Annotated in this window: 8 protein-coding genes; 6 read left to right on the top strand and 2 right to left on the bottom strand. The window is 71.2% G+C overall.

The genetic code is table 11. The annotated features are described in order from the left end of the window. Positions 1-70: 70 nt before the first annotated feature. The 6 genes from putP (at position 71) to test1122_RS26025 (ending at position 10,195) form a co-directional block, all read left to right on the top strand. Positions 71-3,646 (top strand): sodium/proline symporter PutP, encoded by a 3,576-nt coding sequence (gene putP / locus test1122_RS26050; RefSeq protein ID WP_232271615.1) that lies wholly within the window; start codon positions 71-73, stop codon positions 3,644-3,646. 657 nt (positions 3,647-4,303) lie between these two features. Further along, a complete protein-coding gene (locus test1122_RS26045; RefSeq protein WP_232271614.1) occupies positions 4,304-5,653 on the top strand; it encodes a hemolysin family protein in 1,350 nt (449 codons plus the stop codon). Continuing rightward, positions 5,650-6,669, top strand: coding sequence for a hemolysin family protein (locus test1122_RS26040; protein ID WP_232271613.1), 1,020 nt, complete (start codon positions 5,650-5,652; stop codon positions 6,667-6,669). Before test1122_RS26045 ends, test1122_RS26040 begins: the two co-directional genes overlap by 4 nt. 37 nt (positions 6,670-6,706) lie before the next feature. Continuing rightward, positions 6,707-7,489 (top strand): SGNH/GDSL hydrolase family protein, encoded by a 783-nt coding sequence (locus tag test1122_RS26035; RefSeq protein ID WP_232271612.1) that lies wholly within the window; start codon positions 6,707-6,709, stop codon positions 7,487-7,489. 11 nt (positions 7,490-7,500) lie between these two features. Continuing rightward, entirely contained in the window at positions 7,501-8,931 is a 1,431-nt protein-coding gene (purB, locus tag test1122_RS26030; protein WP_232271611.1) for an adenylosuccinate lyase, read from the top strand. A gap of 109 nt (positions 8,932-9,040) precedes the next feature. After that, the gene (locus test1122_RS26025; RefSeq protein ID WP_232271610.1) at positions 9,041-10,195 is read left to right on the top strand and encodes an ROK family transcriptional regulator; all 1,155 of its coding nucleotides are present in this window, start codon (positions 9,041-9,043) and stop codon (positions 10,193-10,195) included. Positions 10,196-10,219: 24 nt separating this feature from the next. Here the strand turns inward: test1122_RS26025 and test1122_RS26020 are convergent, their stop codons facing one another. Both test1122_RS26020 and test1122_RS26015 read right to left on the bottom strand, forming a co-directional pair. Next, positions 10,220-10,951, bottom strand: coding sequence for a GntR family transcriptional regulator (locus tag test1122_RS26020; protein ID WP_232271609.1), 732 nt, complete (start codon positions 10,949-10,951; stop codon positions 10,220-10,222). Positions 10,952-11,168: 217 nt separating this feature from the next. Then, positions 11,169-12,059, bottom strand: coding sequence for an RNA polymerase sigma-70 factor (locus tag test1122_RS26015; RefSeq protein WP_232271608.1), 891 nt, complete (start codon positions 12,057-12,059; stop codon positions 11,169-11,171). Between the last annotated feature and the right edge of the window lie 72 nt (positions 12,060-12,131).

Here is a 12,131-nt window from a genome sequence, read left to right as displayed (position 1 = left end):
TGCCAGGGTGCAAGGCCCCAGACCCGCCCACGACGGTGCCGGGGTCATCGGCCTTGTCGGCGAGGAGCACATGTTCGAGTTGAGTCCGCCGATCCTGGTCACCTTCGTCGTCTACGTGGTGGCCCTGATCGGAGTGGGCGTCTGGGCGTACAAGCACACCCGCACCTTCACCGACTTCGCCCTGGGCGGCCGCAGGCTCAGCGCGCGGGTCGCCGCCCTGTCCGCCGGGGCCAGCGACATGTCCGGATGGCTGTTCCTGGCGCTTCCGGGAGCTGTGTACGCGGCCGGCATCGGCGCCACCTGGATCGCGGTCGGCCTGGCGGTCGGCACCTACCTCAACTGGCTGTTCGTCGCGCCGAGGCTGCGCACCTACACCGAGCGCGCCGGGAACGCCGTCAGCCTGTCGGCCTACCTGGAGGAGCGGTTCGAGGACCGCACCCGGACGCTCCGGATGGTCTCGGCGGCGGTCATCGTCGTGTTCTTCACCGTCTACGTCGCCAGCGGTCTGGTAGCCGGCGGCCTGCTGTTCGAGCAGGTCTTCAACGTCGACTTCGCGCTCGCGGTGACCCTGACCGCCCTGGTGATCGTCATCTACTCGTGCCTCGGCGGCTTCCTCGCCGTAAGCCTGACGCACGTGCTGCAGGCCACCCTGATGTTCCTCGCCCTGCTGGTGCTCTCCGTGCTCGGGGTCGGGGCGCTCGGGGGCTTCGGGGCGCTGGGCGACGCCCTCGACGCCAAGACACCGGCCCTGCTGGACATGGGGGCCGAGGCCACGTTCGCCAATGGCCAGTGGACGGCGGGCGGGCCGCTCGGCGCCGTCGCGATCATCTCGCTGCTCGCCTGGGGCCTCGGTTACTTCGGTCAGCCGCATATCCTGGCCCGCTTCATGGGCATCCGCAGTACCCGTTCGGTCCCCGCGGCCCGGCGTATCGGAACAGGCTGGGTGCTCGTCGTGCTCGTCGGCGCCACGCTCGTCGGTCTGGTGGGAATCGGGCAGCTCGACGCCCCCCTGGCCAACCCGGAGACCGTCTACATCGTCCTGAGCCGGACACTGTTCAACCCCTGGGTCGCCGGGGTGATGCTGATCGCCGTACTGGCCGCGATCATCTCGACCGCGGACAGCCAGCTCCTTGTGTCGTCCACCGCCCTCACGGAGGACCTCTACCGGGCGTTCCTCAACCGGCGGGCCACGGACAAGGCGCTGGTGTGGGCCGGTCGCGGTGCCGTGGTGGCGGTGATCCTGGTCGCCTGTGTGATCGCGCTGGGGGGCGGCGGGGTGCTGAACATCGTCGCCTACGCCTGGGCGGGCTTCGGAGCCGCCTTCGGACCGGTCGTCCTCCTCTCGCTGTACTGGCCGCGCATGACATGGGCGGGGGCCATGGCCGGCATCATGTCGGGCGCGGCCACGGTGCTCTTCTGGAAGAAGATCAATCCGCTGCTCGGGCCGCTGGAGTCGGGCATCTACGAGATGATCCCGGGCGTGCTGGCCGCCACGGTCGCCGCACTGCTCTTCGGCAGGTTCGTCGGCCGACCGCCGCAACGTGCCTTCTGGCGGGTGCCGGGAGGCGGGGCGAGCCAGCTGATGCTCGAACCGTTTCTGGCCCACGCACCGTTCGGCCTGGCCGTCCTGGACACGGATCTGCGGTACGTCTGGGTGAACAGCGTACTGGAGCGTGTGGCGCCCCTTGAGCGACGGCTGGGACGGCAGGTGAAGGAGGTGCTGCCCAGTCCGGAGGCGGAGGCCTTCGCGGAGAGGATGCGGAGGGTCCTGGACACCGGGGTTCCGGTGATGGACTACGAGTTCCAGGGCTTCGGTGACGCGGGAGCCGCCCGGAAGCGCGCGTACTCGGCCTCCTTCTTCGGGATGAAGGACCGGCAGGGCCGCCCGGTGGGCATCTGGTACATGATCATCGACGTCACCGAGCGTCGGCGGGCCCAGGAACGCCTGGCCCTGCTGAACGATTCCGGCGCCCGTATCGGCAGCACCCTGGACGTGACGGTGACGGCCCAGGAACTGGCCGACGAGGCCGTGCCGTCCCTCGCCGACTTCGTCGCCGTCGACCTGCTGGACTCGGTCATGAGGGGTGAGGAACCGGCACCCGGACCGGTCGACATCACACCCGTCATACGCCGCGCGGGGCAGAAGTCGGTGCACGAGGGCATGCCGGAGTCGAGCCTGGCCGTGGGGCAGGCGGTCCAGCGCGGCCCCTCGTCGCCCGTGACGTCCTGCCTGCTGGCAGGCAGGACCCTGGTGGACCCGGCCCTGGACGCCCACACCAGTGCGTGGGCGCGCGAGGAACCGTCGATGGGCGCCGTCATCCGCGCCCTGGGGCTCCGCACGACGATGGTGGTACCGGTGCGGGCTCGCGGCGTCACCCTCGGGGTGGCGACGTTCGTCCGGACGCGGCGACTGGGCCCCTTCGAGGAGGACGACGTACGTCTCGTCCAAGAGCTCGTCTCCCGTGCGGCGGTGTGTGTTGACAACGCCCGCCGCTTCACCCGTGAGCGCGCCGCGGCCCGTTCGATGCAGCGCTACCTGCTGCCGCAGGAGCTGGCCGGAGGCTCTGCACTGGAGGCGGCTTCGTGGTACTTCCCGGCGGACGCACCAAGCGGTGTGGGCGGCGACTGGTTCGATGTGATTCCGCTCTCCGGCGCACGGATCGCCCTGGTCGTCGGGGACGTGGTCGGACACGGGATCAACGCCGCGGCGACCATGGGGCGCCTGCGCACGGCGGTGCACACGCTCGCCAACCTGGATCTTCCTCCGGACGAGCTGCTGGCCCACCTGGACGACCTGGTCATCGACCTCATGGGCGCGCACGGCGCCGAGGAGTCGCCGACGTCCGGCAACGGGAGTCCTGGGGCGTTCATGGGGGCCACCTGTCTGTACGCCGTATACGACCCCGTCAGCAGCCAGTGCACACTGGCCCGGGCCGGCCACGTCCCGCCGGTCATCGTCGGCCCTGAAGGCCGCGCCGAACTTCTGGACCTGCCGGCCGGACCGCCGCTCGGCCTCGGGTCCCTGCCCTTCGAGTCCGTCGAGCTGGAGCTGGCCCCGGGCAGCCTGATCGCCCTCTACACAGACGGCCTCATCGAGGCCTGGGAACGGGACATCGACGTCGGGCTCTCCCGGTTGAGCCATGCCCTCACGGTGCCCAGGCCCACGCTGGAGGAGACCGGCGAGCACGTGGTCGACGCCCTGCTGACGGGTCCCCCGTCCGACGACGCCGCCCTGCTCCTCGCCCGGACCCACGTCCTCGGCTCCAGCCGGGTCATCTCCTGGGACCTGCCCAGCGACCCGGCCGCCGTCGCCCATGCCCGCACCCTCGCCTGCCGACAGCTGTCGGAGTGGGACATGGACGACCTGTCGTTCACCACGGAGCTGATCGTCAGCGAACTGGTCACCAACGCCATCCGCCACGCGACCGGACCGATCTGTCTGCGCCTGATCCGGGACCGTGCCCTGATCTGCGAGGTCTCCGACGCCAGCAGCACCTCGCCGCGCCTCCGCCACGCCCGGACCACGGACGAGGGCGGGCGCGGGCTGCTGATCGTCGCGCAACTCACCCGCCGCTGGGGCACCCGCCACACCAAGACCGGCAAGATCATCTGGACGGAACAGGCCATTCCCCCCGAGACGACGTGAGCCCGCGCCCCTCGTGCGCCTGGACCGCGTACCGCGGGCTCCAGCTCGAACGGCCCCCGCCGCGCTCCCGCACTACGCTCCGTGCCCGGCCGCGATGGTGCCGCACCGTGCCCAAGAGCTCCTCACACCCGGCAGGGTGCCGTGCCCATCGTGATCAGGTGGCGCTAAGACCCGGCCCGGCCCCGGCCAACCGGCGAGGGCCCCTCTGACTTCCCCCTTTCAGCGCCCGTACGTAGACCCCGAAGCCCTGCTCCTCACAGAGCGCGACGGCTTCCTCACGCTGCGGCTGGTTACCATCGCGAGGACCATTGGCGGCGCTGGGTCAATCCGCTGTGAGCACGGGCAGGAAACAAGTTTGTGAGCTGCCAGGATTCGATGGATGGCGCTGTCAGGCGACGCGATGGTGCTGGACCGTAACGAGCTGGCGCACCGGGCGTGGGGCGCGGCGGGGTGGAGCCGGTGGATCAAACAACTGTGACGGCCGTTCTTCCCGGCGTCACCACCCTGTGCCGTCTCCCGTATTCTGGGACGCATCGTCCACCTATTCGACTGAGAACCCATGGAAAGGGGTCAGCGTCCGCTCATGGGCGAGCCTCCTAGTTGCAGACATCGAGCAAACCTTCGCCCCCTCCCTGATCATGGGACGGAGGTGACCCGATGACCGAAGTTCTCCTCCTGGCTCTGGCCCTGCTGCTGATCCTCGCCTGCGGTGTGTTCGTCGCGGCGGAGTTCTCGCTGACCACGGTCGAGCGCAGTGAGCTGGAGCGGGCCGCCGCGCTGCGTGAGCCCGGCGCCGCCAGTGCGCTGAAGGCCGTACGCTCCCTCACCTTCCAGCTCTCCGGTGCCCAGCTCGGCATCACCGTGACCGGGCTGATCATCGGCATGCTCGCCGAGTCGTCCATCGCGGCGCTGCTGGCCGGGCCGATCCGGGCAGTGGGGCTGCCCGCCGCTGCCGCCTCCTCCGTGGCGCTGGCGCTGGGGACCGGCATCTCGACGGTGGTGCTGATGGTCGTCGGTGAGCTGGTCCCCAAGAACTGGGCGATCTCCAGCCCGCTGCCGGTCGCCAAGCGGGTCGCCACCTCCCAGCGGGCCTTTTCCGCCGCGTTCCGTCCGCTGATCCGGCACCTCAACAACACCGCCAACCGCACCGTGCGTCATATGGGTCTGGAGCCCACCGAGGAACTGGCCTCCGCCCGTTCCCCGCAGGAGCTGGTGGCGCTGGCCCGGCACTCGGCGAAGGAAGGGGCGCTGGAGGCGGACTCCGCGGAGCTGTTCGTACGGACCCTCCATCTCGCCAAGCTGACCGCCGAGAATGTGATGACGCCGCGGGTGCAGGTCACCGCGCTGGATGTGCAGGCGACGGCTGAGGATGTCGCCAACGCCACCCGGGTGACCGGCCTGTCCCGTTTCCCGGTATACAGCGGCAGCCTGGACAAGGTGGTGGGCGTGGCACACATCAAGGATGTGCTGGCCGTCCCCGCCGAGCTGCGGGCCCGGCAGCCACTTGGCGAGCTGCTGCGCGAGCCGCTGCTGGTGCCCGAGTCACTGACCGTCGACCGGCTGCTGGACCGGCTGTCGGGGTCCCGCACCATGGGTGTGGTGATCGACGAGTACGGCGGCACAGCGGGTGTGGTGACGCTGGAGGACATCGTCGAGGAGGTCGTCGGCGAGGTGCGCGATGAGCACGATCCGCAGGAGGCCCCTTATCTGGCCCCGGTCGGCGCGGACGCCGAGGGGCACGAGGTCTACGACGCCGACGGCGCCACCCGTACCGACCAGCTGGAGGCCATTGGGCTGCGCGCCCCCGAGGGGCCGTACGAGACGCTGGCCGGGCTGATCGCCACCGAGCTGGGCCGGATCCCCGACGAGGGTGACCGGATCGAGGTGGCCGGATGGCGGATCGACGTGGTCGACGCGAGCGGGCGGCGGGCCGCCCGGGCCCGGCTGCGGGCTCCACTGGACGGGGCCGGGACAGGGCAGGACATGCCTGAGGAGGCGGGACGATGACCCTGATCCAGCTGCTCATCGGTGCGCTGATGATCGGGTTCAACGCCACCTTCGTGGGGGCGGAATTCGCCCTGATCTCGGTCCGCCGCAGCCAGATCGAACCGCGCGCCGACGAAGGCGACCGCAAAGCCCGGCGGGCGCTGTGGGGGCTTGAGCACCTCTCGGAGCTGATGGCCACGGCCCAGCTCGGCATCACCCTGACCACTCTGGTCCTGGGCATCGTCGCGGAACCCGCCATGGCGCATCTGCTGGAGCCGGCCTTCCACGCCGCCGGGGTGCCGGGGCCGCTGGGCCACACGATCTCCTTTGTGGTCGCGCTGACGCTTGCGACGTATATGCACATGCTCTTCGGTGAGATGGTCCCGAAGAACATCGCGCTGGCAGAGCCGGAGCGCACCGCGCTGCTGCTCGGCCCCCCGCTGGTGGCGCTGACCCGGGCACTGCGGCCGGTGATCTTCGGCATCAACGCCCTGGCGAACGCCCTGCTGCGGCTGCTGCGGGTGGAGCCGAGGAGTGAGGTGGAGTCGGTGTTCTCGGACGATGAGCTGGCCCGGCTGGTCACGGACTCCAGTGCGGCCGGGCTGCTGGACGAACGGTCCACCGAGCGGCTGCGGGACGCCCTGGAGCTGGGCCGCCGCCCGGTGGCCGAGGTGGTGCGGCCCAGCGAGCGCGTGGTCGCGGCCCGCCTGGGGGTGACGCCGGAGCAGCTGGAACGGCTCTCGGCCAGCTCCGGCTTCTCACGTTTCCCCGTGGTCGACGGCGGCGGCCGGGCGGTGGGCTATCTGCATGTGAAGGACGCGCTGGACGCCGAGCCGCGCGACCTGCCGTTCCCGGTGGCCGCGCTGCGGCCGATCGCCCGGGTACGCGCCGCCACGCCGCTGGATGATGTGCTCGGAGCGATGCGCCGCAGCGGGACACATCTGGCGGCGGTGATCGGCCCGGACGGGCGGCCCGCTGGGCTCGTCACGATGGAGGATGTGCTGCGGGAACTGGTGGGGCGGGCTCCCACCGGATAAATCATTGACCGGGGCAACCGGTTACGATGGCCCCGCCATGGAGACCGCACCCCGGATCAGCAGCTTCGCCGCCCTCGGTGACTCGTTCACCGAGGGCATGTCGGACGCCCTCCCGGACGGTACGTACCGGGGCTGGGCGGACCTTCTCGCGGCCCGGCTGGCCGCCCGGACGGACGACTTCCGCTACGCCAACCTCGCGGTGCGCGGCAAGCTGATCCAGCAGATCGCCGATGACCAGGTGGACGCCGCCGCCGCACTGGGCGCTGACCTGGTGACGCTGGTCGGCGGGCTGAACGACGTACTGCGCCCCAAGTGCGATATGGGCCGGGTCTGCGGGCTGCTGGAACAGTCGGTGGAGAAGCTGGCACCCGGCTGCCGGCGGCTGGTCCTGATGCGCAGCCCGGCACGGCGCGGCCCCTTGCAGGAGCGAGGCCGGTCACGGATGGAGCGGCTCTTCGACTTCATCGATGAGCTGGCGGCGCGGCATGGCGCGCTCGTCGTCGATCTCTACGCCTCCGAGGCCCTGGGCGATACCCGGATGTGGGCGGATGACCGGCTGCATCTGACCGGTGAGGGACATCGCCGGGTGGCCGAGGCGGTCTGGCAGCGGCTGGGGTACCCGGCCGCGTCGGACTGGGATGCTCCGCTGCCGCCCGCTGTCCCACCTCACTGGTACGCGCGGCGCGGCGCGGATCTGCGTTTCGCCCGGCAGCATCTGGTCCCGTGGATCGGGCGCCGGCTGACCGGCCGGTCCTCGGGGGACGGCCGGGCGCCGAAGCGGCCCGACCTGGCGCCGCTGGCCTGCGAGGAGACCCCGTAGAATCCGGAGGCGTGACTGACAAGCCGCGCATCCCGAACGTCCTGGCCAACCGCTACGCCTCCGCTCAGCTGGCTGTCCTGTGGTCCCCCGAGTACAAGGTGACGCTGGAGCGGCGGCTGTGGCTGGCGGTGCTCCGGGCGCAGAAGGACCTGGGCATCGAGGTGCCGGACGCGGCGCTCGCCGACTATGAGCGGGTGCTGGAGGACGTCGATCTGGCGTCGATCGCGGAGCGCGAGAAGGTCACCCGGCACGATGTGAAGGCCCGGATCGAGGAGTTCAACGCGCTCGCCGGGCATGAACAGGTACACAAGGGCATGACCTCGCGGGATCTGACGGAGAATGTCGAGCAGTTGCAGATCCGGCTGTCCCTGGAGCTCGTACGGGACCGTACGGTCGCCCTGCTGGCGCGGCTCGGAAAGCTGGCTGGTGAGCACGCCGAGCTGGTGATGGCCGGGCGCTCGCACAATGTGGCCGCCCAGGCGACCACGCTCGGGAAGCGCTTCGCGACCGCCGCCGATGAGCTGCTGGTCGCCTATGCCCGGCTGGAGGAACTGCTCGGCCGCTATCCGCTGCGCGGTATCAAGGGCCCGGTGGGCACCGCGCAGGACATGCTGGATCTGCTCGGCGGGGACGCCGGGAAGCTCGCCGAGCTGGAGCGGCGGATCGCCGGGCATCTGGGCTTCGGGCAGGCGTTCACCTCGGTGGGGCAGGTCTATCCGCGTTCGCTGGACTACGACGTCGTCTCGGCGCTGGTGCAGCTGGCCGCCGCGCCGTCGTCGCTGGCCAAGACGATCAGGCTGATGGCTGGTCAGGAGCTGGTGACCGAGGGCTTCAAGGAGGGCCAGGTCGGCTCCTCGGCGATGCCGCACAAGATGAACACCCGCTCCTGTGAGCGGGTCAATGGCCTGGCCGTGATTCTGCGCGGCTACGCCTCGATGGCCGGGGAGCTGGCGGGCGACCAGTGGAACGAGGGCGATGTCTCCTGCTCGGTGGTGCGCCGGGTCGCCCTGCCGGACGCCTTCTTCGCCTTCGACGGGCTGCTGGAGACCTTCCTGACGGTGCTGGACGAGTTCGGCGCCTTCCCCGCGGTGGTGGCCCGGGAGCTGGACCGCTATCTGCCGTTCCTGGCGACCACGAAGGTGCTGATGGGAGCGGTGCGCGCCGGGGTCGGCCGGGAGGTCGCCCATGAGGTGATCAAGGAGCACGCGGTCGCCTCGGCGCTGGCGCTGCGCGAGGGCGCGGAGCGCAATGAGCTCCTGGACAAGCTGGCCGCCGATGAGCGGATCCCGCTGGACCGGGCGGGGCTGGACGCGCTGATGGCTGACCGGCTCTCGTTCACCGGTGCCGCGGGTGACCAGGTGGCCGCCGTGGTGGCCCGGATTGAGCAGATCACCAAGCAGCACCCGGAAGCCGCGGCCTACGCTCCGGGGTCGATCCTCTGACCCCGCCCGCACGGTCGTGGCCTCGGGAGAAACGTCACCGCCCGCACTCGCCGGGCTCCGGCCCAACGGATACGATCCGGCCACACGTGCACAGCCAGGGAGGCGGACGTTGGGGAGGATCACCGGCAGGGATCCGTCCCTGCTGCGCAGAATCAACTCCACCGTGGTACTGCGCGCGCTGCGGGCCGCCGCCGGCTCCCCGACCCTGACCGACCTGGTGCAGGCCACCGGCCTGTCCCGGCCCACGGTCGAGGGCGTCGTGGAGGGCCTGACGACGGCCGGGCTGGTGGCCGAGGCCACCGGCGGCCCGGCGGACTCCCGGCGGCAGGGCAGGCCCGCCCGCCGTTACCGCTTCCGGGCGGAGGCCGGGCATCTGCTGGGTATCGAGGTCGGACCGCACCGCGTGTCAATGGTCCTCGCCGACCTCGGCGGGCGGCTGCTGGGCACCACGGATCGTGCGGTGTCCGAGGGGGCCGATGCCGATGAGCGGCTGGACCGGGTGCGTACCGCGGTCTCCGATCTGCTGCGCCGCTGTGAGGTGGCGCGTTCCACGCTGCGGGCCGTGGGGGTGGGCAGCCCCGGGATCGTGACCGCGGATGGCACCGTGCGGCTGTGCACCGCGCTGCCGGGGTGGACGGGGCTGCCGCTCGGTGAACGGCTGCGGCGTTCGTTCCGCTGTCCGGTGCTGGTCGAGAACGACGCCAACGCGGCCGTGCTGGCCGAGCACTGGAAGGGCTCGGCAGTCGGCTGCGATGACGCGGTGATGGTGCTGGCCGGGCTGAGCCCGGGGGCCGGTTCACTGATCGGCGGACGGCTGCACCGGGGCTACGGCGGGGCGGCGGGGGAGATCGGGGCGCTGCATCTGCTGGGCCGGGAGGCCTTCCCCGAGCGGCTTCTCTCGACCACGGGCGAGCCGCTGCACCCACTGGACGAAGCAGCCGTGGCCCGGGTCTTCACGCTGGCGCGGGACGGCGATGAGCAGGCCCGGCAGGCCATGGACCGCTTTATCCAGCGGCTGGTGCACGATGTGGCCGCGCTGGTGCTGGCGCTGGACCCGGAACTGGTGGTGGTCGGCGGCTGGGCCGCCGGGCTGGACGGGGTGCTGGATCCCCTCCGCGATGAGCTGGCGCGCTACTGTCTGCGCCCGCCGCGCGTCGCACTGTCGGTGCTGGGCGAAGCAGCCGTCGCGACGGGGGCGCTGCGGCTGGCGCTCGACCATGTCGAGGAGCAACTGTTCGCGCTGGAGGGCGCCATGCGCGGCTGACGCCCCCGGGCTCCCCTGTGGCCGTCAGCTCGCCAGGAGCTCCACGGCGCCGGTGTCGCCGAAGGTGAGCCGGCAGGTGTCGGCCCGATACGTCGAGACCGCGACCGCCATGGTGGCGCCGCCGGAGAGATAGCGGGTGGTGACGACGAGAACGGGGGCGCCGGGCAGCCGGTCCAGCTGCCGGGCGTCATCGGCGCGGGCGGAGCCCAACTCCACGGAGCGCTCCTGGCCTTCGAGCTCCAGATGGTGCAGCGCACGCAGCGCGGCGTGGCCGCGGGCCGCTCCGCTGCCGGATATGCCGGGGGTGGCGGCGCACGGGACGTACAGGAGCTCGGTCGCGACGGTCTGGCCGTGTGCCCTGCGGGTGCGGCGCACCGCGGACACGGGCTCCGTGGTGGACGCGTCGAGCAGCCGGGCGACCCGGGCGGGCGGCGACACCTCCTCGCAGCCGTCGGTCTGCCAGGCGTCGCCGGGCGCGCCGGGCCAGCTGTCCTCTACGGGGGCGACGTCCACGCCGACGCGCGGCGGGGCGACGGTGGTGCCCACGCCACGGCGGCGCTGCAGCCGGCCTTCGAACTCAAGCTGTTCCAGGGCCTGTCGCAAAGTCGCCCTGGCGACCCCGTAACGGGCGGCGAGCTCCCGTTCGTTCGGCAGGATCTGCCCGACCGCGAACTCGGAGTCGAGCGCCTCAGCGAGCACGGTCTTCAGATGCCAGTACTTCGGCTCCGGCACCGTCTCCAACTGCGTGGTCCCCACCCTTACCTCCGCAATAGCCGTGTCCCCAGCGGGGTTTACGCGCGCTTGTTTTTTAAAGGTTGTTGCGTATGCCTGTGACCATAGGACGGCCCCATCCCTTGGTCAAGACCAATCCGGCATGCGGACTCAGCCCCATACGCCCCCCATACGCCCCCCATACGCCGCCGCCGTAACATCGGCGGCCGCCGGGGAGAGCGGTGCCGGGGGCGTCGGCGGGCTAGAGCGGCTGCGCCGCCAGATGGGCGATCTTATCCGGGTTTGTCATGACGTAGACAGATTGAACGCGGCCATCAGCGATATCGAGAACAAAGGCGGTGTACGGGCGCCCCTCAGTGGTGGCGAGCACCGCGGGGGCGCCGTTGAGCTCCAGGAAGGCGAAGCCGAGGCCGGACAGCGGGGTCGGTCCGACGGCCGCGAGGAAGCGGCCGACCTTGTCGGCGCTCTCGATGACCCGCAGCGGGGCCTTGGCCTTGCCGCCGCCGTCCCCGATCAGCCGCACATCGGGCGCGAGAACGGCGAGCAGCCCCGCCAAGTCGCCGCCGGTGGCGGCGGCAAGGAACCGCTCCGTGAGGTCGCGCTGCTGGGCGGGGTCGACATCGAAGCGCGGCCTACGTTCCTCGACATGGCGGCGGGCGCGGCCCGCGAGCTGCCGTACGGCCGCCTCACCGCGCTTCAGGGCGGTGGCGATCTCGGCGTAGGGGAAGCCGAAAGCCTCGCGGAGCACGAACACCGCCCGCTCCAGCGGGGAAAGCGATTCCAGCACCACCAGCACGGCCAGTGAGACAGATTCGGCGAGCACCGCGCGCTCCGCGGTGTCCGGGACGGTGCCGCCCAGATCGGTCACCAGCGGCTCGGGCAGCCAGGGACCGACATAGGACTCCCGGCGGGCCTTGGCCTGGCGCAGCCGGTCGATGGCGAGCCGGGTGGTGACGCGGACCAGATACGCGCGAGGTTCGCGTACACCGGTACGGTCCGCGGCGGACCAGCGCAGCCAGGACTCCTGAACCACGTCCTCGGCGTCGGCCACCCGGCCGAGCATCCGGTAGGCCACCCCCAGCAGGGTCGGACGGTGTTCCTCGAAGACCTCGGTCACGCTGTCGTCTGCCACGGGAGCATCCCACCTGACGGAAACCGGCTCTGTCCAGGCGGCTCTTCTCCGCCTTCCGCACGGCCGCAGTTA

Origin of the sequence: Streptomyces gobiensis (assembly GCF_021216675.1) — a bacterium.
Lineage (GTDB): Bacteria > Actinomycetota > Actinomycetes > Streptomycetales > Streptomycetaceae > Streptomyces > Streptomyces gobiensis.
Note: the sequence above shows the minus strand (reverse complement) of the source record. Positions and strands in the feature narration are given on the sequence as shown.